Source organism: Ancylobacter sp. WKF20, assembly GCF_029760895.1.
Taxonomy (GTDB): domain Bacteria; phylum Pseudomonadota; class Alphaproteobacteria; order Rhizobiales; family Xanthobacteraceae; genus Ancylobacter.
In genome coordinates, this window is sequence record NZ_CP121679.1 from 1,901,427 (window position 1) to 1,925,670 (window position 24,244).

A 24,244-nucleotide genomic window follows, 5' to 3' on the forward strand; every position below is an offset into this window, starting at 1 on the left:
CTCTAGCGATCGCAATAACAGGCGGCGAAGTCCTCATGCCGGAGGAAGCCGATGGCGCAGGCATAGGCGGGAAGATCGGCGGCGCCGAGCTCGCCATGGCTGACCGGGTAGAGCCGGCGAAAAGTCGAGGCGACCGGCTCGGCCGGGGGCAGAAGCTGCTTCCACATCGCCTCGGCGCTCGATGGCGAAAAGCTCGTGGCGCCATAAGCGGCGGAGAACACATATTCCTCGCGCCATTGCCCGTCCGATGCCCGCTGCGCGGTGCCGAGATTGGCGAGGTAGCGGGTCGCGATATCGGCGACCGCGCCACTTGTCCGGTCATAGGTGAAGACATGAAAACCGGGGTTCTGCCCGAAAATGGGGCTGATCGCCGGCACGATCTTGTCGACGCCGACCACCGCGCCGGCGGTGTCGCGCAGCAGGCGGTAATCGTCATGGTGGTCATGGCCGCTGAAGCTGGCGGCGATCGTACCGGAATAGCGCGCCAGAAGATCCGTGAAGCCGGTCGCATAGGGCTCCGCCAGCATGGGCACGATGCGTGCGCGGCAGGTCGCCCCCTTCGCGTGAAGGGTCGAATAGGCGTCGATGCCGGGCGGGATGTGATGCAGCAGCCAGACCCGCCGACCGGCCGCCTGCGCCTGCGCAAGCTGGCGCCCCAGCCATTCCAGCATGGCCGCGCCGGCCTCATCGCCCGTGCTGCCGCAGGGATCGCTGTACTCCGGCGACCAGAGGGCATCGTCGATCACCAGCACGGTGACGTTGGCGAGCGTCGGGTGGGCCGCCGCATAGTAGCCTCCGGCGCGATAGGTGGCGTCGAAATCGGCGGCGAGACGGTCTGCACCGGCCAGTTGGCGCACCGCCGCGCGCGTAGCGTCGAGATAAGGTCCGTCGGGATCGATACGGTAGTCGCCGCAGCCGGAATCGGTATTGCCCAGCGTCAGGAAGACCGGCTTGCCGCCCACCGCTTCGCGCACGCGCTCAATGACATAGAGCGTCGTCTTCGCCGCGAAGGCGCGGCTCTCGGCGCTGCCCGGCGTGAAGCCGAGCGCCTTCTGCGTCAGCTCGGGGAAATCATGGGCGATGAGATCGCCGGTCAGCACCACGAAGTCTGCATCCGTGGCCGCGCGGGCGATCTCGGCAAGCGCGCTCTCGAGCAGCGGAAAATTGGTGTCGTGCCCCCAACCCGCCGGGCGCGAGCTGGCTTTCGACGCCAGATGCGCCGTCCATGACGACAGATCGAGCTCAGCCAGCGCCGCCGCGCTGGAGGGCGGGTCGAACGGGTCGAAATGGATGTCGGACATGTGCAGGAAGACACCGTCCGACGCCATGCCGCGTGCGGGCAAAAGCGCAACGACGGCAAGGAACAGGATGGTCAGGATCCGGCGCATGGACGGAGTGTAGCGAGGCGCCACGCTGGTGAGAACGTGGTTCACTCTCATTGGCTCAGCGGATGCGCACACCCGGCCCGTGCTCGCCGGCGGCCAGCAGGATCACGCCCGCGCCCTCAAGGGTGCGGATGATCTGGGATTCGGTACCCCGATGCAGCACATGCCGATGGCACTCGAAGTCCCGCACCGTGCTGCGCGAGACGCCCGCCTCTTCGGCCAGCCGCTCCTGGCTCCAATTCAGCAGCCCGCGAGCGGCACGACATTGTTCCGGCGCCAGTTCCATGGCTTTTGCCTTGCGTGACGACGTCCAAATCAACCATAATGGGCGAAATCACGCAAGACGGGTGCAACGCAGGAGGGCAGGCGCGCAGATGTTGAATGGCTGGCTGCTCCTTGCCGCGCTTGTCCTGCCCTTCACCGGCGCCCTGCTGGCAGGTTTCCTGCCGACCAATGCTCGCAACACCGCCGCCAGCCTCGCCGGCGCGATCGCTGTCGCGGGCTGCGTCATCATCGTCGCCCTCTACCCGGCAGTCGCCGCGCAGGAGCCAGTGCGGCTCCATCTCGACTGGCTGCCCATGCTGGGGCTCGACTTCACCCTGCGGCTCGACGGCCTCGCCTGGCTCTTCGCCCTGCTGATCTTCGGCATTGGCGCGCTGGTGGCGCTCTATGCGCGCTACTACATGTCGCCCGACGATCCCGTGCCGCGCTTCTTCTCCTTCCTGCTTGCCTTCATGGGGGCGATGGTCGGTGTGGTCGTCTCCGGCAACCTCGTCCAGATCGTCTTCTTCTGGGAGCTGACCAGCCTCTTCTCCTTCCTGCTGATCGGGTACTGGCACCACAGCGCGACGGCGCGTGACGGCGCGCGCATGGCGCTCATCATCACCGCGGCGGGTGGGCTGTGCCTGCTGGTTGGCGTGCTGCTGATCGGGCGGATCGTCGGCAGCTACGATCTCGACGAGATTCTGGCCTCGCGCCATCTCATCATCGACAGCGACCTCTATATGCCCGCTTTGGCGCTGATCCTGCTCGGCGCCTTCACCAAGAGCGCGCAGTTCCCGTTCCATTTCTGGCTGCCGCACGCCATGGCGGCGCCGACGCCGGTATCGGCTTATCTCCATTCCGCGACGATGGTGAAGGCTGGCATCTTCCTGATGATCCGCCTCTGGCCAGTGCTGTCGGGCACCGACGCGTGGTTCTACATCGTCGTGCCGGCCGGGCTGATCACCCTGCTGCTGGGCGCCTTCGCGGCGATCTACCAGCAGGATCTGAAGGGACTGCTGGCCTATTCGACCATCAGCCATCTCGGCCTCATTACCCTCCTGCTCGGCCTCGGCAGCCCGCTGGCGGCGGTGGCGGCGATCTTCCACACGCTGAACCACGCCATCTTCAAGGCGTCGCTGTTCATGGCGGCGGGCATCATCGACCACGAGACCGGCACGCGCGACCTGCGCAAGCTCAGCGGGCTCTACCGCTACATGCCGTTCACCGGCACGCTCGCAATGGTTGCTGCTGCCTCCATGGCCGGCGTGCCGTTGCTCAACGGCTTCATCTCCAAGGAGATGTTCTTCGCCGAAGCGGTGGCCGACCACACCGGCTCGCTGCTCGACGACAGCCTGCCCTATTGGGCGACGCTGGCCGGTGTGTTCAGCGTGACCTATTCGCTGCGCTTCATCCTCGGCATGTTCTTCGGCCCGCCCCCGGTGGACCTGCCGAAGACCCCGCACGAGCCCGCGCACTGGATGCGCTTTCCGATCGAGCTGCTGGTGCTCATCTGCCTGCTCATCGGCATCGTGCCGACGCTAGTCGTCGGCCCCATCCTTGGGACGGCAGTGGAATCCGTGCTCGGCGGTTCCACGCCTTATTACAGCCTCGCCGTCTGGCACGGCTTCAACCTGCCGCTGCTGATGAGCTTCATCGCGCTTGCCGGCGGCATCCTGCTCTATTACGCGCTGCGCGATTATCTCGACAGCGGCATTGAAGGACCGCCGATCATTCGCGGGCTCAAGGGGCAGCGCATCTTCGAGAAGGCGCTGGCCACCCTTGCTCTGCAATGGGCCCCGGCCGCCGAGGCGGCATTCGGCACGCGGCGCCTGCAACCGCAGATGCGGCTGGTAATCGGGCTCGCCATCCTCGCGGCCCTGTCGCCGCTGCTGGTCGGCGGCGTGGCGGGGGCCGGATCGCTGATCGGTACGCCGGTGGAGCCGGCCTTCGCGCTGATGTGGGCCGTCGGGGCGACCTGCGCCCTCGCGGCGGCCTATCAGGCCAAATACCACCGCCTTGCCGCGCTGGTGCTGATGGGCGGCGCCGGGCTGGTCACGTGCCTGACCTTCGTCTGGCTCTCGGCACCCGACCTCGCGGTGACGCAGCTCCTCGTCGAGATTGTCACCACCGTGCTGCTGCTGCTCGGCCTGCGCTGGCTGCCCAAGCGCATCGAGAATGTGTACCCGAACCGCCCGCCGCTCTCCGTGCTGGTGCGCCGCTACACCGACTTCACCATCGCCACCGCCTTTGGCGGGACGCTGGCCTTCCTGTCCTACTGCATGATGACCCGGCCGCTGCCGGAGAGCGTCTCCCGCTTCTTCGTCGAGCGCGCCTATACCGAGGGCGGCGGCACCAACATCGTCAACGTGATCCTGGTCGATTTCCGCGGCTTCGACACGATGGGCGAGATCGTCGTGCTGTGCCTCGCCGGTCTTACCGTCTTCGCACTTCTGCGCCGCTTCCGCCCGGCGCCGGAAAGCGAGGAGGTGCCGGAGCAGCAGCGTCTGCAGAACGCCTTCGACCATGCCGAGCCCGACCGCACGCCCGGCGACACGGTGAGCGACTATCTGCTCATTCCGCGCCTCATCATGAACTGGATGTTCCCGGTGGTGGTGGTGCTCGCGGTCTATCTGTTCATGCGCGGGCACGACCTGCCGGGCGGCGGCTTCGCGGCCGGCATCACGCTCTCCATCGCCTTCGTCATCCAGTACATGGCCAATGGCACGCGCTGGGTGGAAGACCATCTGCGCGTCCTGCCGCTGCGCTGGATGGGGCTCGGTCTTCTCACCGCGGTGGGCACGGGCGTCGGTTCCTGGGTGTTCGGCTATCCCTTCCTCACCACGCATTTCCAGTATCTGGACCTGCCGGTGCTCGGGAAAATCCCGCTCGCCAGCGCGCTGCTGTTCGATCTCGGCGTGTTCGCGCTGGTGGTGGGTGCCACCGTGCTGATCCTCATCGCCCTCGCCCACCAGTCGCTGCGCTCCTCCCGCGCGGCGCAGGTCTCGGAAGGAGGTGAGAGATGGAGATGATCCTCGCCCTCGGCATCGGCATCTTCGCCGCCTCCGGCGTCTGGCTGATCCTGCGTCCGCGCACCTATCAGGTCATCATCGGCCTCTCGCTGATCTCCTATGGCGTGAACCTGTTCATCTTCTCCATGGGCCGGGTGAAGCTCGACGCCCCGCCGATCCTGCTCAATGGCGGGGTCGGTGACCCCGCGACTGTGGCCGATCCGTTGCCGCAGGGGCTGGTGCTGACCGCCATCGTCATCGGCTTCGCCATGACGGCGCTCTTCCTCGTCGTATTACTCGCCGCGCGCGGGCGCACCGGCACCGACCATGTCGACGGGCGGGAGACGGAGTGATGCGCAGCCCGCTCGACCACCTTGTCATCGCACCGATCCTGCTGCCGCTGGCGGTAGGGGCGCTGATGCTCCTGTTCAGCGAGCGCCGGTGGCGCCTGAAGATGGCGCTGAGCCTCGGCACCGCGGCGGCGCTCCTGGTCATCGCGGCGGTGCTGGTGGTGATCGCGAGCACGCCCGTCGGCGATCGCGGCTCGTCGATGATTGTCTACCCGCTCGGCAACTGGCCGCCGCCCTTCGGCATCGTGCTGGTGGCGGACCGGCTGTCGGCGCTGATGCTAATGGTCACGGCGGTTCTCGGCAGTTGCACGCTGCTCTTCTCGCTCGCGCGCTGGCACCGCGTGGGGCCGCGCTTCTACACACTGTTCCTGTTCCTGCTGACGGGTCTCAACGGCGCCTTCCTCACCGGCGACCTGTTCAACCTGTTCGTTTTCTTCGAGATTCTTCTCGCCGCGTCCTATGGCCTGGTGCTGCACGGCTCGGGCACGGCGCGGGTGCGGGCGGGGCTGCACTACATCCCCATCAACCTCGTCGCCTCCTCGCTCTTTCTGGTCGGCGTCAGCCTGATCTATGGCGTCACCGGCACGCTCAACATGGCCGATGTCGGCCGCATGGTGCCGGCGCTCACGAGCCAGTCGCGTGTGCTGTTCGAGATCGGCGCCGGCATTCTCGGCATTGCCTTCCTGGTGAAGGCCGGCATGTGGCCGCTCAGCTTCTGGCTGCCCACCACCTATGCCGCCGCGAGCACGCCGGTGGCGGCGATGTTCGCCATCATGACCAAGGTCGGCGTCTATGTGATCCTGCGGCTGTTCCTGCTCACCTTCGGCGATGAGGGCGGCCCCTCGGCGGGGTTCGGCGAGGGGTGGCTCTATTTCGGCGGCATGGCCACCATGGCCTTCGGCGCCATTGGCGTGCTCGGCTCGCAGTCGCTCCAGCGCATGGGCGGTTACAGCGTGCTGGTCTCCTCCGGTACGCTGCTCGCCGCCATCGGCACCGGCAACAGCGCCGCGGTCTCGGGCGCGCTGTTCTATCTGGTGACCTCGACTCTGGCGATTTCCGCCTATTTCCTGCTGGTGGAACTGGTCGAGCGGGGGCAGCAGGCGGGCGCGGATGTGCTTGCGGTGTCTCAGGAAGTGTTCGGCGACCCGGAAGATGACCTCGACGATGAGGAGGAGGAAGTGGGCGTCGCCATTCCCGCCACCATCGCCGTGCTGGGTGGCGCCTTCGTCGCCTGCACCGTGCTGCTGGCTGGCCTGCCGCCGCTCTCCGGCTTCATCGCCAAATTCGCCATGCTGTCCGCGGTGTTGAACGAGGCGGGGCGGATCGGGGTGGATGACTGGGCGTTCGTCGCGCTGCTCATTCTCTCCGGCTTCACCACGCTGGTGGCGATGAGCCGCTCGGGCATGAGGGCGCTGTGGGTGCCTTCGGCCGGCAGCATTCCGCGCGTGCGGGCGATCGAGGCGGTGCCGGTGGCGGCGCTGCTGTTCATCTGCGTCGGCCTCACCATCCTCGGCGGGCCCGCCATGCGCTACATGGAGGCGACCACGCAGGTGCTCTACTGGCCGCAGATCTACGCGCAGGATGTGCTCGGCACCGGCGCGCCGATCCGGCGGCCAGCGGGAGGCGCGCCATGAACATGATCCGCCGCGTCCTGCCATTTCCGTTTCTTTTTCTGGCACTTACGGTGATGTGGCTGCTGCTCAAGCAGAGCCTCGCGCCGGCCACCGTGCTGTTCGGCATGCTGGTGGCCTTCGGCGGCACCTGGGCCATGGTCGCACTCGATCCGCCGCCCGTGCGGCTGAAGCGCCCGCGCGCGGCGCTGCACCTCGCCGGGCGCGTGTTCGTCGATGTGTTCCGCTCCAATCTCGCGGTCGGGCGGATCATTCTCGGGGGAGCGGAGCGGCGGACCCATGCCGGCTTCATGACCCTGAAGCTCGACATGACCGACCGCTACGGTCTTGCCGTGCTCGCCATCATCATGACCTGCACGCCGGGCACCCAATGGGTGCACTACGACCCGACACGCGGCACGCTGCTGCTGCATGTTCTTGATCTCGTTGATGAACTTGAATGGGCCGATCTCATCAAGCTGCGCTATGAGGCGCTGCTGCGGGAGATTTTCGAATGAGCGTCCTCATCCTCGGCTGGTCGCTGACCATCGCACAGGTTCTGCTGGCGATCTCCATGGGCCTGTGCCTGCTGCGCTTCATGCGGGGGCCGCGGGCGCAGGACCGTATCCTCGGGCTCGACACGCTCTATGTGAACGCCATGCTGATGCTCATCACCATCGGCATCGGTTCCGGCACGACGCTGTATTTCGAGGCCGCGCTGCTCATCGGCACGCTCGGCTTCGTGGCCACCGTCGCCATGGCTAAGTTCTTGATGCGTGGGGAAGTTATCGAATGAGCGACGCCCCCGACCTGCCGCTATGGGCGGCGCTGATCGTCTCTTTCCTGGTCCTTGCCGGCGCGGTGATCGCCCTGATCGGGTCTATCGGGCTGCTGCGGCTGCCGGATTTCTATTCCCGCGTCCACGCCCCGTCCCTTGGCGCGACGCTGGGGGCGGGATGCCTGCTGATTGGCTCGATGCTCTGCTTCTCCGTCCTGCAGGGCCGGATGCTCGTGCATGAGCTGCTGATCGCGCTGTTCCTGACCATCACCACCCCGGTCACGCTGATGCTGCTGGCACGCGCTTCGCTCTACCGCGACCGGGTGGAAGGCAACGGGGCCGCGCCCGAGCGCGACCCGGATCCCATTGATATTGCTTGAGTATCAGCGACGGGGATCGCTCGATTCCTGCGGCGTGCCGTCTTTCGAACCGTCCACGGTCTGGATGGTCTTGGCCTCGAAGCGCCCGCCGGTGCGCTCATTGCGGGCGCCGTCCTTGGGGTCGTTGTCGTTGCGGATTTCGCCCATGGGCGGGGTCTTCGGGTCGCTGACATCGGTGAGGCGATCATCGAGGACCGCATCGATATTGGCGGGATCGACGACGACCGGGTTCTGGTCGAGGGTGCGCGGGTCACGGGCCATGTGCTTGCCTTCCTTGGTGTTTTTGCACCATGGCAACTTACGGCCGGCCGGGTTGTTCCCCGCCCCTCAGGCGTTGAGCAGGCGGCGGTAGAGCGTCGAGCGGTTGACGCCGAGCCGGCGCGCGGCCTGCGAGACATTGCCGCCACAGGCCTCCAGCGTGCGCCGCATCGCCTCCACGGTGAGGTCGTCGAGGCTCTCGGACGCCGTGGCGTGTGAGTGCAGTGGGGTGGACGATGTGTCCAAACGCGTGACCGGTGAGGCCAGTGTGTCCAGGCCGCGAATGTCCGGCGGCAGCATCTCCGGCCCGACCGGACAATAGGGGTCGGCGAGCGCGGCGAGCGCGCGCAGCGTGCCCGCGAGCTGACGGAAATTTCCCGGCCAGCCATAGGCGGCGAGGCGGGCGAGGCAGGTCGGCGACAGGGTAAGCCGCTCATCCGGCACCAGCCGGGCCCACAGCTCGCCGATGACGTCGGCGCGGTCGTCGAAGGCGCGCAGCGGGGAGAGCTCGACGGTGTAGTGGGCGATGCGGAAATAGAGGTCGGAGCGGAAGCCGCCGGCCTCCACCAGCGCGCGCAGGTCGCGATGGGTGGCGCAGAGCAGGGCGAAGTCCACCCGCACCGGGCGGCCGCCACCGAGCGGGGCGATCTCGCGCTCCTGCAGCACGCGCAGCAGGCGGGATTGGAGGGCGAGCGGCATATCGCCGATCTCGTCGAGAAACAGCACGCCGCCATCGGCCTCGCGCAGCAGGCCCTTGCGACCCTGCCGGCGAGCGCCGGTGAAGGCGCCGTCCTCATAGCCGAACAGCTCGGATTCGATCAGCGTCTCCGGGATCGCCGCGCAATTGACCGCGACGAAGGGGCCATTGGCGCGGGAGCTGCGGCGATGGATGTCGTGCGCCACCATTTCCTTGCCGGTGCCGGTCTCACCGACGACGAGAACGGGCACGTCCGCCTCGACCATGCGCACGGCGCGGGCGAGCATCTCGCGGTCGCCGGGGCGCAGCAGCGGGCCGGTCTCGCGCGGGGTCGGTCGCGGCCCCGGCGCCGGGCGGGAGGTGGAGCCGGTGGCGGGGGCGTCCAGCCGGGCATAGAGCGGACGCCCATCCGTGCCGCGCAGCAGATGCGCCCCGCCATCGGCGCGCGGCATCTGCTCGAAGAACTCGCCGGCGCGGCGGGCGCCCAGCGCCGACCAGTCGGCACCGATGAGGTCCAGCCCGGCGCGGCTCGCCGCCACCAGCCGGTCGTCCTCGAACACCAGCACGCCCTCGCGGGCAGTGCCGAGCAAAGCGCGGTCGGCCTGGAAGCGCAGCACGCGGCGGCCACCAAAATCCTCGTCGAAGAAACGATGCTCGATCTGCTCCACCGCCATGCGCACCAGCCCGAGCGCGTGGCGATGGTCCACCGCCGCCGGGCCGGAGAGGTCGAGCACCCCGACCATCTGCCCATAGGGGTCGACGATGGGCGCGGCGGAACAGCTGAGGATGCCGTGCGGGTCGTAATAATGCTCGCCGCCATGCACCGAGATCGGCCGGCCCTCGACCAGCGCCGTGCCCACCGCATTGGTGCCGGTGGAGCTCTCGCCCCAGAACACGCCGGGCCGCAGCGCCACCTGCGCGGCGCGGGCAGCGAAATCGGCATGGCCGAGCGCGTCGAGGATCAGGCCCTCGGCATCGGTGAGGATGACCACGCAGCCGGTCTGCATGGCGTCGGCATAGAGGCTTTCGATCTCCGGGCGGCAGAGGCGGCGCAGCTTCTCGTGCCGCTCGCCCACCTCGCGCAGCTCGCGCATGGTCATGGGTTCGAGACGCGGCAGGGCGGCATTGTCGAGACCGCGCGCGGCGCAGCGCTGCCAGGAGCGCAGGATCGGCTCGGGCAACGCCGAGGCGACCAGCGGCCCCTCGGCCCGGCCCTGAAGAAAGAACTGCTTGCGGGCCGCCAGGACGGCCCGAGGCGTCGGCTCCGAGCGCATGCGATCCTCCCGTGTGTTGCATTTTGCAACACGTGTCGCAGGCATTGTTGTTCTATACGACAGTTTCTAGCAAGTTTTCGGCGCCCGTCCAGCGGTATCGCGATGGCACGTCTGCGTGAACATTGCTTGTGCCTTGCATTTCAATATTTTCCCGCCCTGCAATAACGATTTTGTGCGACGCGGGATGACGCTGGCACGGCGGGTGCAAACTTAGCGGTCCCAGCCTGGGAGGAACAAATGAACAAGCCAGAAATCGCCATCACCAAGCAGTCCCCGTTCAAGGCCCGTTACGGCAACTTCATCGGCGGCCAGTTCGTCGAGCCGGTCAATGGCCGCTATTTCGAGAACACCTCCCCCATCACCGGCGGCAAGATCTGCGATGTCGCCCGTTCCGACTCCGCCGACATCGAGAAGGCGCTGGACGCCGCGCACGCCGCCAAGGACGCTTGGGGCCGCACCTCGTCGACCGAGCGCGCGCTGATCCTCAACAAGATCGCCGACCGCATGGAGGAGAATCTCGACCTTCTCGCGCTCGCCGAAACCTGGGACAACGGCAAGCCGATCCGCGAGACGACCGCGGCCGACATGCCGCTCGCCATCGACCATTTCCGCTATTTCGCCGGCGCCGTGCGGGCGCAGGAAGGCGGCATCAGCGAGATCGACCACGACACCATCGCCTATCACTTCCATGAGCCGCTCGGCGTGGTCGGTCAGATCATCCCGTGGAACTTCCCGATCCTGATGGCGGTGTGGAAGCTCGCCCCGGCTCTCGCCGCCGGCAATTGCGTGGTGCTGAAGCCGGCCGAGCAGACCCCGGCCAGCATTCTCGTGCTGGTCGAGCTGATCGCCGACCTGCTGCCGGCCGGCGTGCTGAACGTCGTCAACGGCTTCGGCCTCGAGGCCGGCAAGCCGCTCGCCAGCTCCAACCGCATCGCCAAGATAGCCTTCACCGGCGAGACGACGACGGGCCGGCTGATCATGCAGTATGCCAGCCAGAACCTGATCCCGGTGACGCTGGAGCTGGGCGGCAAGTCGCCGAACATCTTCTTCAAGGATGTGGTGGCTGAGGATGACGATTTCTTCGACAAGGCGGTCGAAGGCTTCGTCATGTTCGCGCTGAACCAGGGCGAGGTCTGCACCTGCCCGAGCCGCGCGCTGATCCAGGAAAGCATCTATGACCGCTTCATGGAGAAGGCGCTGAAGCGGGTGGAAGCCATTGTGCAGGGCTCGCCGCTCGACCCAGCGACCATGATCGGCGCGCAGGCCTCCTCCGAGCAGCTTGAGAAGATCCTGTCCTATATCGACATCGGCAAGCAGGAGGGCGCTGAGGTTCTCACCGGCGGCGCGCGCAACGAGTTCGGCGGCGAGCTGGCCGGCGGCTATTACGTGAAGCCGACGGTCTTCAAGGGCCACAACAAGATGCGTATCTTCCAGGAGGAGATCTTCGGGCCGGTCGTGTCCGTGACCACCTTCAAGGACGACGCCGACGCGCTCGCCATCGCTAATGACACGTTGTACGGCCTCGGCGCCGGCGTGTGGACCCGTGACGGCAACCGCGCCTACCGCTTCGGCCGCGCCATCCAGGCCGGCCGCGTGTGGACCAACTGCTACCACGCCTACCCCGCCCATGCGGCGTTCGGCGGCTACAAGCAGTCCGGCATCGGGCGCGAGAACCACAAGATGATGCTCGACCACTACCAGCAGACCAAGAACATGCTGGTCAGCTACAGCCCGAAGAAGCTCGGTTTCTTCTGAGCTCGGCTTCTTCTGAGCCCGGTTTCTTCTAAGCCGCTACGGGTCCGCGCGCCGCGCGGGCCCGCCTCCCCACGCGCTGCAGCCGCGCGTAGCGCCATTGTCGCCACATTGGCGTGACCGACTGACGCCGTCCCGGACGCCCTTCACCGGGACGGCGGCTCTTTATCGGAGGTTTTGCGTGGACACCATGACGACGGATGCACCGACGTTTCCCGCCCCGACGCAGGCCGCCGGCACCGTGCCCCGCGTGCTGGCGACGCCGGCGGCTCTCGAACTGATCGCCACGCTCACCGCCCAGCATGGCCCGGTGCTGTTCCACCAGTCCGGCGGCTGCTGCGACGGCTCCTCGCCCATGTGCTACGCCGTCGGCGACTACATCGTCGGCGACCGCGACGTGCGGCTCGGAGCGATCGGCGGCGCGCCGTTCTATATGAGCCCGTCGCAGTTCGACTACTGGCAGCACACCCAGCTCATCATCGACCTGGTGCCTGGTCGCGGCGGCATGTTCAGCCTGGAGAACGGGCGCGATGTGCGCTTCCTCACCCGCTCGCGGCTGTTCGCCGATGACGAGGTGGACCGCCTCGCCCCGCTCAGCTATGGCGTGGCGGAAGCCTAGCGCCCGCAAGCGGCGCTAAAGCAAAGGGCGCCGCCCTCGCGGACGACGCCCTATGGGCTTCCCCAGCCCGAATTGTGTCGATACCCCTGCCCCGCGCGCGGCGGGGCTCACTGGCAGAGCAGGATGTCCTGCTCGCGGGTGAGGCGGTAATCGTCGCTCAGCTTCACCACATAGCGCACATCGCCGCCGCTGTTCAGGCAGTAGTCGATGAGCCGGCCATCGCCCCAGGCGATGCGCACGGCGCGCGGGTTGAAGCAGATGTTCTGCAGCTGGATGCGCTCGCCATTGGCGCCGGAGCGCAGCTCGATGACGCAGGTGCGCTCGACCGCGTCCTGCAGCCCGAGACCGGGCGTGCGCGGCTGGGCCTCGACCACGGGGCCGGCGACCATGATGGCGGTAAGGGCAGCGCTACCGACAGCGCAGAGCCATGGCTTCACGTTTCCCTCCCGGTAATACCCGGTGTTTGCACAGAGGTTACACGTCATTAGGCATCAAGCAAGAAATTAGTTCTAATTTCGATGCAATTTTCATCAAAATTTCAAATTTCCAGCCCGCGATTTGATCGCGCACTTGGCAACCCGCCCGGCAAAAGGGCAGCAAAACACCCCGCCAGCGGCCCTTTCGGGACGCCGGCGGCGGGTCATAAACCATTGAGATGGATGCCTATTTCGGCGCCAGCGCGGTGACCGCGAGAGCCGTGGCGGCGGCCCGATTCTCCACCCCGATCTTGGAGTAGATCTGTTCGAGGTGCTTGTTCACCGTGCGCGGCGACAGGCCGAGAATTTCGCCGATATCCCGGTTCGCCTTGCCGCGGGCGAGCCAGACCAGCACCTCGGCCTCGCGCACGGTGAGATTCAGCTTGGCCTTGAGCACCTGTTCGGGCGAGCGGCTTTCATCTTCCAGGATGCGCAGCAGCAGCTCCTCCGGGCCGATCTGCCCGACATAGGAGAGCTTGAGCCGCCGGCTGCCGTCGAGCGGCAGCTCGATCGCGTCCGGCGCCGCGCCCGCCTCGTCGCCGCGCCGGCCGGCGAGCCAGCGGCACACCGGCTCGGGCAGCATCAGGCTGTCGCCCGGCGGCGAGGTGGTGATGGCGGCGAGCAGCGCCGTCGCCTGCGGTGTGCTCCACAAAACCCGCCCCGCGCGGGTGGCGGAGAGCAGGAAGCGGCCGGAGGCGTCGAGCGCGGCACGGGCGCTGAGCGTCTGGCGGGCATTGGACAGATGCACGCGGATGCGGGCGATCAGCTCGTCCGGCGAGATCGGCTTGGTGACATAGTCGACGCCGCCCGCCTCCAGCCCCTTCACGATCTGCTCGGTCTCCGACAGGCCGGTCATGAAGATCACCGGCACATGCGCCACCGCCTTGTTGCGCTTGAGCTGGCGGCAGGTCTCGAAGCCGTCCATGCCGGGCATCACCGCGTCCATCAGGATGACGTCGGGGGTGATACGCTCGACGAGGGCGAGCGCGTTGGCGCCTTCCACCGCCACCAGCACGGTCGCGCCCGACGCTTCCAGCGCGTCGGTCAGAAGGCTCAGCGTCTCGGGGGAATCGTCCACCACGAGAATGATGTCGCGACGCTCCACGCTATGCATCATCGCTGCGCATCGCCTCCAGAACGGCCATGTATTGCTTGAGGTCGAAGGTTTCCATGAGATCGCGCAGATGCGCGACGAAGGCGCCATGCTCGGGCCCGGCGCTCTCGATCTCGGTGAGCTTGGCCTTGATGCCGCGCACATAGCCAATCTCGCCGAGCTTCATCAGATCGTCGAGATGGCGCGCCGAGGGCGGGCGCAGCGGCGCCGAGGGGCGCGCCGGCACGGCATCGGGCGCGACTTCGCCCTCGCCGATCCATTGCAGCTCCAGCAGCTTTTCCAGCTTCTCCAGCAACCCGCGCAAATGCACGGGCTTCACCACCTGCTCGTCATGCTGGCGCGCGGCGAGCCCTTCGCGGATCTCGCCGGCATTGGCGGAAATCATGACGATCTTCAGCCGCGCAAAGCCCTCGTCGCGCACGAGGCGCACCACCTCCCAGCCATTCAGGCCGGGCATGGCGATGTCGAGCAGCAGCACGTCGGGATCCCACTGGCGCACCATGTCGAGCGCGGCGATGCCGTCGCCCGCCGACAGCACGGTGAAACCGAGCGGCAGCAGCAATTCGTGCATCAGCTCGCGATGCGCCGCGTCGTCATCGGCGACCAGAATGGTCCGGCGCGGGCCGGCATAGCCGATGATGCGCCGGTGCTGGATCGGGCCGAGGCGCGAGGGATTGGTGACCTCCGACAGCATCAGCTTGACGCGGAAGGTGCTGCCCTCGCCCGGCACGGAGGTGAGGCCGATCTCGCCGCCCATGATCTCGGTGAGCAGCTTGGTGATGGTGAGGCCGAGGCCGATGCCGGCGGTGGAATAGGTGCCCGCCCGATCGCCGCGCTCGAACGGCTCGAAGACGCGCTTGTGGTCGGCGGCAGGGATGCCGATGCCGGTATCCTCCACCTCGAACTCCGCCACCTGGTTGCGATAGGCGACACGCAGCGCCACCCGCCCGCTGGCGGTGAACTTGATGGCGTTGGACAGGAGGTTGATGAGAATCTGCCGCAGCCGCTTCTCGTCGGTGAACACCACCGGCGGCAGCCGCTCGGGGCGGACATAGACAAAGTCGATGCCCTTGGCGGTTGCCTGCAGGCGGAACATGTCCACCACCTGGTCGAGGAACTCGCCGATGCGCACCTCGTCGCGCGAGAGATGCAGGCGCCCGGCCTCGATCTTGGAGATGTCGAGCAGCCCGTCGATCAGCCCCGACAAATGCTCGGCCGAGCGGCGCACCACACGCACCGCGTCGCGCCGGTGGGTGGGAATGGCGGCGTCGCGCTCCAGAAGCTGGGCATAGCCGAGAATGGCGTTGAGCGGCGTGCGCAGCTCATGGCTGATGCCGACGACATAGCGGCTCTTGGCGAGGTTGGCAGCCTCGGCCACCTCCTTGGCCTTTTGCAGCTTGGCGTCGGTGCGCTTATGCGCCTCGATCTCGCGCATCAAGAGCGCGGTCTGGCGGTGGCTCTCCTCCTGCGCCACGCGCCGGCTCTCCTGCGCCAGCACGAACAGCCAGGCGGCGACGCCGGCGATGATGAGCAGGATGAAATAGAGGGTGAACAGCACGCTGCCCACCGCCGCCCGCTCGTCCGGCGGGGCGAAGCTCGCCTGTAGATAGATGACGCCGAGAATCGCCGCGATGACCGCCGCCAGCAGCGACAGCACCCCGATATAATGGCCGATGCGCGAATTGATCTGCGCCACCGCCCAGCTCGGCAGTGTCGCGCGCAGCACGGCGAGGATCTGGTCGGGGAAGCGCGCATCCTCCTTGCAGCGGTCATGGCAGCGCGCGTCGAGTGAGCAGCACAGCGAGCAGATCGGCCCGGCATAGACCGGGCAATGCGCCATGTCCTCCGGCTCGAATTTGTGCTCGCAGATGCAGCACTTCAGCGTGGTGCGTGACTGCCAGTTCTTGGTGGTGCGGCGGGCGATGTAGTAGCGGCCCTTGGTGCTGAAGGCGATCGCCGGCGCGGTGACGAAGGACACCGCCAGCGCCAGGAAGGGGGCGAAGGCCTGCGCGACCACCCCGAGCAGCCCGGCAAAGGCCACGCTGCCGACCACCGTGCCGGCCAGCACCGCGCCGAGACCGACGGGGTTGATGTCGTAGAGATGCGCCCGCTTGAACTCGATACCCGGCGGGCTCCAGCCCATCGGCTTGTTGACCACGAGATCGGCCACCAGCGCCGCCACCCAGGCGACCGCCACGATGGCGTAGAGGCCGAGGATCTGCTCCAGCACCTTGTAGATGCCAAGCGCCATCAGCAGCAGCGCGATGGTGACGTTGAACACCAGCCACACCACCCGGCCGGGATGGCTGTGGGTGAGGCGGGAGAAGAAGTTCGACCAGGCAATCGACCCCGCATAGGAGTTGGTCACGTTGATCTTGAGCTGGGCGAGGATGACGAACACGCCGGTGAAGGCGAGCGCCACCTGGGGCGGGAACACGGTCTCGAAGGCGACGAGATACATCTGCGTCGGCTCGGTCGCGTGCAGCAGCGGCACCCCATGGGTGAGCGCGAAATAGGCAAGGAAGGAGCCGGCCAGCATCTTCAGCGCGCCGGGGACGATCCAGCCCGGCCCGGCGGAGAGCAGCGCCAGCCACCACACGCCATTGCGCACCATGGCGGTGCGGCCGGGCGCGCGGCGCGGCAGGAAGCGCAGGAAGTCGACCTGCTCGCCGATCTGCGCCACCAGCGCGAAGACCACCATGGTGGCCGAGCCGAACAGCAGGGGATCGAACGACCCGTCCGACGCGCCGAGCCGGCCGGTATAGGACGCCCACTCGCCAAAGGCGTCGCCGTGATAGGCGAAGATGAAGACGAAGGGGATGAGGTTCAGCAGCAGCCAGAAGGGCTGGGTCCAGAGCTGGAACCGGCTGATGAAGGTGATGCCGTGCGTCACCAGCGGGATGACCACCAGCGCGCTGATGAAATAGCCGACCATCAGCGGCACGCCGAAGCACATCTCCAGCGCCAGCGCCATGATCGCCGCCTCGATGGCGAAGAACAGATAGGTGAAGGAGGCGTAGATCAGCGAGGTGATGGTGGAGCCGATATAGCCGAAGCCGGCGCCACGGGTGAGCAGGTCGATATCGACGCCGAACTTGGCGGCGTAATAGCTGATGGGCAGGCCGGCGGCGAAGATGATGAGGCTGACCACGAGGATCGCCGCCACCGCATTGGGGAAGCCATAGGCCAGCGTGATCGCGCCGCCGATCGCCTCCAGCGCCAGGAAGGACACGGCGCCGAGCGCGGTGTTCGCCACCCGCAGCGCCGACCAGCGGCGCGCGCTCTTCGCGGTGAAGCGAAGCGCATAATCCTCCAGCGTCTCGTTGACGACCCACTGGTTATAGCGGCGCCGCACGCGAACGATCTTCTGTTCTGCCGCCATGGCGGTTTGCCTCGCCGTCCCGACGCTTGACATGCCCGCGCGATGAACCTCCCGGCACTGAATTTTCTTGTTGCACCACACTGATGGACTGGTGTTTCAGCCCACCGCACCACTTGAAGCACGAAACGTTCCAGTTTCCCCGCGAACCGCAAGAAACCTTGCAACGGAAGGACAAAGCCCTACACGGCGCGGGACGCTGTGAATATCCCCTACGTAATCCGAGGCAGATTGGCGACAAACTGCCAACAAATTAATCACTTTATATGGATTCTACTTCGCGCGCGCGCGCGAAAAACTTCAACGCCACGGAGACAATCGCCGCCGCAGCGTAGTACCTACTGTGAGGGCACGGGTCAAATTCACCTATACGTCAATCGACGTATTGCTGCGACGCCGCATCGACCGCCACGATCCACACAATGCAAGCACATCGAGAAGCTTGTTGAGGCCACGTCAAACCCGTGGAGGGGATCGTATGTCTTCCGAAAACGACAATCCGTCGAAGTTTTCCAGTATGCGCCGCAAGCTTCTGATGGGAATGGCCGCGCTTCCGGCTGCCCCGTTGCTTGCGCAGAGCGGTCTTTTTTCGACGCCAGCCTTTGCCCAGACGCCCGCCACCTCGGCCGTCAACACGACGGGACTTGCCGTGACCGACACGGAAGTGACGGTGGGCATCCTGCATTCGGTCACCGGCACGATGGCCATCTCCGAGACCGGCTCGGTGCAGGCAGAGAAGCTCGCCATCGAGCAGATCAACGCCATGGGCGGCGTGCTCGGCCGCAAGATCAAGTACATCCAGGAAGACGGCGCCTCCGACTGGCCGACCTTCGCCGAGAAGGCCAAGAAGCTGCTCGTCAACGACAAGGTCGCGGCCGTCATGGGCTGCTGGACCTCGGCCTCGCGCAAGGCGGTGCTGCCGGTGTTCGAGCAGTATAACGGCATGCTGTACTACCCGACCTTCTATGAAGGCCTCGAGCAGTCGAAGAACGTGATCTACACCGGCCAGGAAGCCACGCAGCAGATCCTCGCCGGCCTCGACTGGGTCAACAAGACCAAGAACGGCAAGAGCTTCTACCTCATCGGCTCGGACTACATCTGGCCGCGCACCTCGATGAAGATCGCGCGCAAGCACATCGAGGCGCATCTGGGCGGCAAGGTCGCCGGCGAGGAGTATTTCCCGCTCGGCCACACCCAGTTCAACTCGGTGATCAACAAGATCAAGCTGACCAAGCCGGACGTGATCTACGCCGCCGTGGTCGGTGGCTCGAACGTCGCCTTCTACAAGCAGCTCAAGGCCGCCGGCATCGACCTCTCGAAGCAGACGCTGCTCACCATCTCAGTGACCGAGGACGAGATCGACGGCATCGGCGGCGAGAACTTCGCCGGCGCCTATAGCTGCATGAAGTACTTCCAGTCGCTCGACAACCCGAACAACAAGGACTTCGTCGCCGCCTTCAAGAAGATGTGGGGCGAGAAGACCGTGATCGGCGACGTCACCCAGGCCGCCTATCTCGGCCCCTGGCTGTGGAAGCTCACCGTCGAGAAGGCTGGCTCCTTCGACATCGACAAGATCGCCGCCGCCTCGGCCGGGATCGAGTTCGCCAAGGCGCCGGAAGGCTACGTCAAGATCCACCCGAACCATCACCTCTGGTCCAAGACCCGCGTCGGCCAGGCGCAGCTCGATGGCCAGTTCAAGGTGGTGTTCGAGACCCCCGAGCTGATCGAGCCCGATCCGTTCCCGAAGGGCTACCAGTGATCGGCTGACGCTCCCACCCGGAGAGGGCTCGCCCTCTCCGGGGCACTTTTCCGTTGACGGAGACGACCGCGCCACGCGCGCGCACGCCGGGGGATTTCCGATGTTTTCCGAATATTCGCTGACGGAGCTCAGCTCCATCTTCCTCATGCAGGGCTTCGCCGGGCTGATCCTCTTCTCGGTCTTCCTGCTGATGGCGCTGGGGCTGGCGATCATCTTCGGCCAGATGGGCGTCATCAACATGGCCCATGGCGAGTTCATGATCCTCGGCGCCTATGTCACCTATTTCACCTCGCAGTTCTTTCTGAATTTCATCCCCGGCCTGTTCGGCATCTACTTCTTCGTCGCGATGATACTGGCCTTCTTCGTCACCGGTGCGCTCGGCATGGCGGTGGAATGGCTGATGATCCGCCGCCTCTACAAACGCCCGCTCGACACGCTGCTCGCCACCTGGGGCCTCAGCCTCATTCTTCAGCAGCTCTACCGCTCGGTCTTCGGCCCGCGCGAGGTCGGCGTCGAGCTGCCGAGCTGGATGATGGGCTCGCTCCCGGTCACCGATGTGGTCGAGGTGCAGATCAACGGCCTGTTCGTCATGGGCCTGACCATCGCCATCACCGTCGCCGTCGCCGTGCTGATGTACAAGTCGAACTGGGGCAAGCAGGTGCGCGCCGTGGTGCAGAACCGCGTCATGGCGGGCGCGGTCGGCATCAATACCGAGAAGGTGGACCGCTACACCTTCGGCCTCGGCTGCGGCATCGCCGGCGTCGCGGGCTCCGCCTTCACCATGATCGGCTCGACCGGCCCGACCTCCGGCCAGCTCTACATCGTCGACACCTTCCTGGTCGTCGTCTTCGGCGGCGCGCAAAGCCTGCTCGGCACCATCGCCTCCGCCTTCACCATCTCCCAGGCCCAATCGACCATGGAGTTCTTCCTCTCCGGCTCGATGGCCAAGGTTCTGACGCTGCTCGGGGTGGTCATCATCCTGATGCTGCGACCCCAGGGCCTGTTCGTCATCAAGGTCCGTCGTTGAGGAGGCGTCCATGACCATTCCTGCCCCCAAATCCGCACGCACCTTCTTCCTGCGCCCGCAGGACATGATCGGGATCGCGCTGCTCGCCCTCCTCCTGCTCGTCGTGCTGCCGCTGGCGCTGGATAATTTCCGCCTGCAGTTCGTCGGCAAGTACCTGACCTACGCCTTCGTCGCGCTCGGCCTCGTGCTGTGCTGGGGCTATGCCGGCATTCTCTCGCTCGGCCAGGGCGTGTTCTTCGGCCTCGGCGGCTACTGCATGGCGATGTATCTCAAGCTGGAAGCCTCCAGCGTCGAGAACACCAAGATCCAGTCGACGCCGGGCATCCCGGACTTCATGGACTGGAACCAGATCACCTCCCTGCCCTGGTTCTGGGAGCCGTTCCGCAGCTTCGGCTTCACCACGCTGGCGGTAATCCTGGTGCCGGCGCTGTTCGCCCTCATCGTCGGCTACGCCATGTTCAAGCGGCGGGTCGGCGGCGTCTACTTCGCCATCATCACCCAGGCGCTAGCCGCCATCCTCACCATCCTCATCATCGGCCAGCAGGGCTATACGGGCGGCATCAACGGCATCACCGACCTGCGCACCCTGCACGGCTGGGACATCCGCACCGACAGCGCCAAGACCATCCTCTACTTCATCTGCGTCGGCCTGCTGCTCGCCTGCATCCTGCTTGCCTATTTCGTGAAGTCCTCCAAGCTCGGCCGCATCCTCGTCGCCATGCGCGACAAGGAGGACCGCGTCCGCTTCTCCGGCTACGACGTCTCCAGCTTCAAGATCTTCGTGTTCTGCCTGGCGGCCTCGCTCTCGGCGATCGGCGGGGCGATGTTCACCCTGCAGGTGGGCTTCATGTCGCCCTCCTTCGTCGGCATCGTGCCCTCCATCGAGATGGTCATCTACACGGCGGTCGGCGGGCGTCTCTCCATCCTTGGCGCCATCTACGGCACGCTGCTGGTGAACTGGGCCAAGACCTCGTTCTCCGAGAGCTTCCCCGAGCTCTGGCTGTTCGGCCTCGGCGGCCTGTTCATCGCCGTGGTGCTGATCTTCCCGAACGGCATTGCCGGCCTCTGGCAGAGCTATGTCGCCCCGCGCCTCGGGCCGCTGTTCGGCGGGGCGCCGAAACGCCGCACCGCGCCGCCTTCCGCCAGCCCGCCGGCCTCCGGGCCGGTCGCCCCCGCCGCTGCCGAGTGAGGAGGCTCGCGCCATGAACACCCAACTCATCACCGACACCATGAACAAGGACTTCGTTCTGGCGGTGGAAGGGCTCACCGTCTCCTTCGACGGCTTCAAGGCGGTCAACGACCTGTCCTTCTATGTCGATGAGAACGAGATCCGCGTCATCATCGGCCCGAACGGCGCCGGCAAGACAACCGTGCTCGATCTCATCTGCGGCCGCACCAAGGCCACCACCGGCTCGATCCGCTTCAAGGACCGCGAGCTGACCAAGATGAAGGAGCACGAGATCGTCCGCGCCGGCGTCGGCCGCAAGTTCCAGAACCCGTCGATCTATGAAGACCTGACCGTCTTCGAGAACCTGGAAATCTCCTACCCGAAGGGCCGCAACGTGGTGGGCGCCCTCACCTTCCGCCGCGACACCGCGGTGAAGGAGCGGGTGCAGGAGATCGCCGAGACCATCTTCCTCGCCGACCAGCTCGACCAGCGCGCCGAATATCTCTCGCACGGCCAGAAGCAGTGGCTGGAGATCGGCATGCTGCTGATCCAGGACCCGGAACTACTGATGCTCGACGAGCCGGTGGCCGGCATGAGCGTCTCCGAGCGCAAGAAGACGGCGGAACTGCTCAACACCATCATCAAGAACCGCTCGGTGATCGTGATCGAGCACGACATGAAGTTCGTCGAGGACATCGCCCACAAGGTGACGGTGCTGCACCAGGGCAAGATTCTCTCCGAAGGCTCCATGGCCAAGGTCCAGGCGGACCCCAAGGTCATCGAAGTCTATCTCGGCCATTGAGGGACGCCCCATGCTGAACGTCTCCAACCTCCATGTCTCCTATGGCGAGAGCGAAGTCCTGCACGGGCTGAACTTCACCGTCGCGCCCAATGAGATCATCGCGATCATGGGCCGCAACGGCATGGGCAAGACCACGCTCATGAAGTCGCTGATGGGCATCGTGCCGACCAAGAGCGGCACGGTGAGCGTCGGCGCGACCGATGTCACCAAGCTCAAGAGCTATGAACGCGTCGCCAACGGCGTCGCCTATGTGCCGCAGGGACGCATGATCTTCTCCACCATGACGGTGCAGGAGAACATCGAGACCGGGCTGATCCCGCGCGGCGAGAACAAGGTGCCGCCGGACATCTATGAGCTGTTCCCGGTGCTGCTCGAAATGAAGGGCCGGCGCGGAGGCAACCTCTCCGGCGGCCAGCAGCAGCAGCTCGCCATCGCCCGCGCACTCGCCACCGACCCCAAGGTGCTGCTGCTCGACGAGCCGACCGAGGGCATCCAGCCCTCGATCATCCGCGAGATGGCCCGCACGCTGAAGCGCATCCGCGACGAGCGCGGCCTGTCCATCGTCGTCTCCGAACAGGTGCTGTCCTTCGCCCTCGACATCGCCGACCGCGTGCTCGTCATCGAGAATGGCGAGATCGTCCACGAGGACAAGCGCGCGGACATCGACGAGGCGAAGGTCGCCAAGTTCCTGTCGGTGTGAGTTTTTGCCGGTCCGAGCCCCCGCCGGACCGCCTTTACCAAGCTTGCCCAATTCCAGCTTGCCAAGATCCCAGCTTGTCCACGGGGAGTGAGACGCATGACCGAGACCCTGATCAAGATCGACCTGAACCAGTCGGCCTATGAGAACGACATGGTTCACAACCGCTGGCACCCGGAGATTCCGATGGTGGCCTGGGTGAAGCCGGGCGACGACTTCATCGTCGAGACCTATGACTGGACCGGCGGCTTCATCAAGAACAACAATTCCGCCGACGATGTGCGCGATATCGACCTCACCATCGTGCACTTCCTGTCCGGCCCGATCGGCGTCAAGGGTGCCGAGCCCGGTGACCTGCTGGTGGTCGACCTGCTCGATATCGGCGCCATGCCGGACAGCCAGTGGGGCTTCAACGGCTTCTTCTCCAAGAACAATGGCGGCGGCTTCCTGACCGACCATTTCCCGCAGGCCCAGAAGTCGATCTGGGACTTCAAGGGCATGTTCACCTCCTCGCGCCATGTGCCGGGCGTGAACTTCGCCGGGCTCATCCACCCCGGCCTCATCGGCTGCCTGCCCGACCCGAAGCTGCTCGACACCTGGAACACCCGCGAGCAGGCGCTGATCGACACCAACCCGACCCGCGTTCCGGCGCTTGCCGCCCCGCCCTTCGCCGCCACCGCCCATATGGGCCGGCTGACCGGCGACGCGAAGACCGCTGCGGCCGCCACGGCGGCGCGCACCGTGCCCCCGCGCGAGCATGGCGGCAATTGCGACATCAAGGATCTGTCGCGCGGCTCGAAGATCTACTTCCCGGTCTATGTCGAAGGCGGCGGCCTCTCCATGGGCGACCTGCACTTCAGCCAGGGCGACGGCGAGATCACCTTCTGCGGCGCCATCGAAATGGCCGGCTGGGTGCATCTCAAGGTCGAGGTGCTGAAGGGCGGCATGGCCAAGTACGGGATCAAGAACCCGATCTTCAAGCCGTCGCCGATCACCCCGAACTACAAGGACTACCTGATCTTCGAGGGCATCTCGGTCGATGAGCAGGGCGGCCAGCACTATCTCGACGTGCACATCGCCTACCGGCAGGCCTGCCTCAACGCCATCGAGTATCTGAAGAAGTTCGGCTATTCCGGCGCGCAGGCCTATTCGATCCTCGGCACCGCGCCGGTGCAGGGCCACATCTCCGGCGTCGTCGACATTCCCAATGCCTGCGCGACGCTCTGGCTGCCGACCGAGATCTTCGAGTTCGACATCAACCCGACCGCCGCGGGACCGACCCAGTTCCTCGACGGCTCGATCCAGATGCCGCTTTCACCGGACCTTTGACCCCCGCTGACGTCCGGTGACGGCGGGGCGGCGCTGAACTACGAGACCTTCAGGTCTCGGCGCCGCCCCGCCCTCCCCTTCCAGCGGACGGCCCGCCCGTCCGCCGCACCTTCTAGTC

At 66.1% G+C, this 24,244-nt stretch carries 21 protein-coding genes; 14 read left to right on the top strand and 7 right to left on the bottom strand.

Going from position 1 to position 24,244, the window contains the following annotated elements; all coding sequences use genetic code 11:
- Positions 1-2: 2 nt before the first annotated feature.
- Positions 3-1,433: a metallophosphoesterase gene (locus tag AncyloWKF20_RS08785; RefSeq protein WP_279317488.1), complete on the bottom strand. Its 1,431-nt coding sequence runs from the start codon at positions 1,431-1,433 to the stop codon at positions 3-5.
- Positions 1,434-1,443: 10 nt separating this feature from the next.
- Positions 1,444-1,671, bottom strand: a complete 228-nt coding sequence (locus AncyloWKF20_RS08790; RefSeq protein ID WP_267581811.1) for a helix-turn-helix domain-containing protein — start codon at positions 1,669-1,671, stop codon at positions 1,444-1,446.
- A gap of 88 nt (positions 1,672-1,759) precedes the next feature.
- Between AncyloWKF20_RS08790 and AncyloWKF20_RS08795 the strand changes: the two genes are divergently transcribed.
- From AncyloWKF20_RS08795 to mnhG, 6 genes are read left to right on the top strand one after another with little or no spacing between them, the layout of a single operon-like run.
- The gene (locus tag AncyloWKF20_RS08795; protein WP_279317489.1) at positions 1,760-4,678 is read left to right on the top strand and encodes a monovalent cation/H+ antiporter subunit A; all 2,919 of its coding nucleotides are present in this window, start codon (positions 1,760-1,762) and stop codon (positions 4,676-4,678) included.
- The gene (locus AncyloWKF20_RS08800; RefSeq protein ID WP_279317490.1) at positions 4,669-5,010 is read left to right on the top strand and encodes a Na+/H+ antiporter subunit C; all 342 of its coding nucleotides are present in this window, start codon (positions 4,669-4,671) and stop codon (positions 5,008-5,010) included. Before AncyloWKF20_RS08795 ends, AncyloWKF20_RS08800 begins: the two co-directional genes overlap by 10 nt.
- Complete coding sequence (locus AncyloWKF20_RS08805) at positions 5,010-6,641, top strand: monovalent cation/H+ antiporter subunit D (protein ID WP_279317491.1); 1,632 nt, start codon at positions 5,010-5,012, stop codon at positions 6,639-6,641. Before AncyloWKF20_RS08800 ends, AncyloWKF20_RS08805 begins: the two co-directional genes overlap by 1 nt.
- Positions 6,638-7,135, top strand: a complete 498-nt coding sequence (locus AncyloWKF20_RS08810) for a Na+/H+ antiporter subunit E (protein ID WP_279317492.1) — start codon at positions 6,638-6,640, stop codon at positions 7,133-7,135. The genes AncyloWKF20_RS08805 and AncyloWKF20_RS08810 overlap by 4 nt, the downstream gene beginning before the upstream one ends.
- Positions 7,132-7,413 carry a K+/H+ antiporter subunit F gene (locus AncyloWKF20_RS08815; protein WP_279317493.1) on the top strand — a complete coding sequence of 94 codons (282 nt, stop codon included), beginning with the start codon at positions 7,132-7,134 and terminating at the stop codon, positions 7,411-7,413. Before AncyloWKF20_RS08810 ends, AncyloWKF20_RS08815 begins: the two co-directional genes overlap by 4 nt.
- Positions 7,410-7,775 (top strand): monovalent cation/H(+) antiporter subunit G, encoded by a 366-nt coding sequence (gene mnhG / locus AncyloWKF20_RS08820; RefSeq protein ID WP_279317494.1) that lies wholly within the window; start codon positions 7,410-7,412, stop codon positions 7,773-7,775. Before AncyloWKF20_RS08815 ends, mnhG begins: the two co-directional genes overlap by 4 nt.
- Positions 7,776-7,778: 3 nt before the next feature.
- Here the strand turns inward: mnhG and AncyloWKF20_RS08825 are convergent, their stop codons facing one another.
- Positions 7,779-8,036, bottom strand: coding sequence for a hypothetical protein (locus AncyloWKF20_RS08825; RefSeq protein ID WP_279317495.1), 258 nt, complete (start codon positions 8,034-8,036; stop codon positions 7,779-7,781).
- A gap of 66 nt (positions 8,037-8,102) precedes the next feature.
- Entirely contained in the window at positions 8,103-10,004 is a 1,902-nt protein-coding gene (locus tag AncyloWKF20_RS08830; RefSeq protein ID WP_279317496.1) for a sigma-54-dependent Fis family transcriptional regulator, read from the bottom strand.
- Positions 10,005-10,241: 237 nt separating this feature from the next.
- Between AncyloWKF20_RS08830 and adh the strand changes: the two genes are divergently transcribed.
- Both adh and AncyloWKF20_RS08840 read left to right on the top strand, forming a co-directional pair.
- On the top strand, positions 10,242-11,759 hold the full coding sequence (gene adh / locus AncyloWKF20_RS08835) for an aldehyde dehydrogenase (RefSeq protein WP_279317497.1): 1,518 nt from the start codon (positions 10,242-10,244) through the stop codon (positions 11,757-11,759).
- A gap of 187 nt (positions 11,760-11,946) precedes the next feature.
- A complete protein-coding gene (locus tag AncyloWKF20_RS08840) occupies positions 11,947-12,375 on the top strand; it encodes a DUF779 domain-containing protein (protein WP_279317916.1) in 429 nt (142 codons plus the stop codon).
- A gap of 107 nt (positions 12,376-12,482) precedes the next feature.
- Here AncyloWKF20_RS08840 and AncyloWKF20_RS08845 read toward each other — a convergent pair whose 3' ends face one another.
- The 3 genes from AncyloWKF20_RS08845 to AncyloWKF20_RS08855 all read right to left on the bottom strand — a co-directional run bounded on the left by AncyloWKF20_RS08845 (position 12,483) and on the right by AncyloWKF20_RS08855 (position 17,347).
- Positions 12,483-12,812: a hypothetical protein gene (locus AncyloWKF20_RS08845; RefSeq protein WP_279317498.1), complete on the bottom strand. Its 330-nt coding sequence runs from the start codon at positions 12,810-12,812 to the stop codon at positions 12,483-12,485.
- Positions 12,813-13,038: 226 nt separating this feature from the next.
- A complete protein-coding gene (locus AncyloWKF20_RS08850) occupies positions 13,039-13,968 on the bottom strand; it encodes a response regulator (RefSeq protein ID WP_279317499.1) in 930 nt (309 codons plus the stop codon).
- The gene (locus tag AncyloWKF20_RS08855) at positions 13,958-17,347 is read right to left on the bottom strand and encodes an ATP-binding protein (RefSeq protein ID WP_279317500.1); all 3,390 of its coding nucleotides are present in this window, start codon (positions 17,345-17,347) and stop codon (positions 13,958-13,960) included. Before AncyloWKF20_RS08855 ends, AncyloWKF20_RS08850 begins: the two co-directional genes overlap by 11 nt.
- Before the next feature lie 475 nt (positions 17,348-17,822).
- Between AncyloWKF20_RS08855 and urtA the strand changes: the two genes are divergently transcribed.
- The 6 genes from urtA (at position 17,823) to fmdA (ending at position 24,126) form a co-directional block, all read left to right on the top strand.
- Complete coding sequence (gene urtA / locus AncyloWKF20_RS08860; RefSeq protein WP_279317501.1) at positions 17,823-19,103, top strand: urea ABC transporter substrate-binding protein; 1,281 nt, start codon at positions 17,823-17,825, stop codon at positions 19,101-19,103.
- A 100-nt stretch (positions 19,104-19,203) separates the two neighbouring features.
- On the top strand, positions 19,204-20,130 hold the full coding sequence (urtB, locus tag AncyloWKF20_RS08865; RefSeq protein ID WP_279317502.1) for an urea ABC transporter permease subunit UrtB: 927 nt from the start codon (positions 19,204-19,206) through the stop codon (positions 20,128-20,130).
- 10 nt (positions 20,131-20,140) lie between these two features.
- Positions 20,141-21,319, top strand: a complete 1,179-nt coding sequence (gene urtC / locus AncyloWKF20_RS08870; protein ID WP_279317503.1) for an urea ABC transporter permease subunit UrtC — start codon at positions 20,141-20,143, stop codon at positions 21,317-21,319.
- A gap of 13 nt (positions 21,320-21,332) precedes the next feature.
- A complete protein-coding gene (gene urtD, locus AncyloWKF20_RS08875) occupies positions 21,333-22,100 on the top strand; it encodes an urea ABC transporter ATP-binding protein UrtD (RefSeq protein ID WP_267581789.1) in 768 nt (255 codons plus the stop codon).
- A 10-nt stretch (positions 22,101-22,110) separates the two neighbouring features.
- Entirely contained in the window at positions 22,111-22,800 is a 690-nt protein-coding gene (gene urtE / locus AncyloWKF20_RS08880) for an urea ABC transporter ATP-binding subunit UrtE (RefSeq protein ID WP_279317504.1), read from the top strand.
- A 96-nt stretch (positions 22,801-22,896) separates the two neighbouring features.
- Positions 22,897-24,126 (top strand): formamidase, encoded by a 1,230-nt coding sequence (gene fmdA, locus AncyloWKF20_RS08885; protein ID WP_279317505.1) that lies wholly within the window; start codon positions 22,897-22,899, stop codon positions 24,124-24,126.
- The last annotated feature ends 118 nt before the right edge of the window (positions 24,127-24,244 follow it).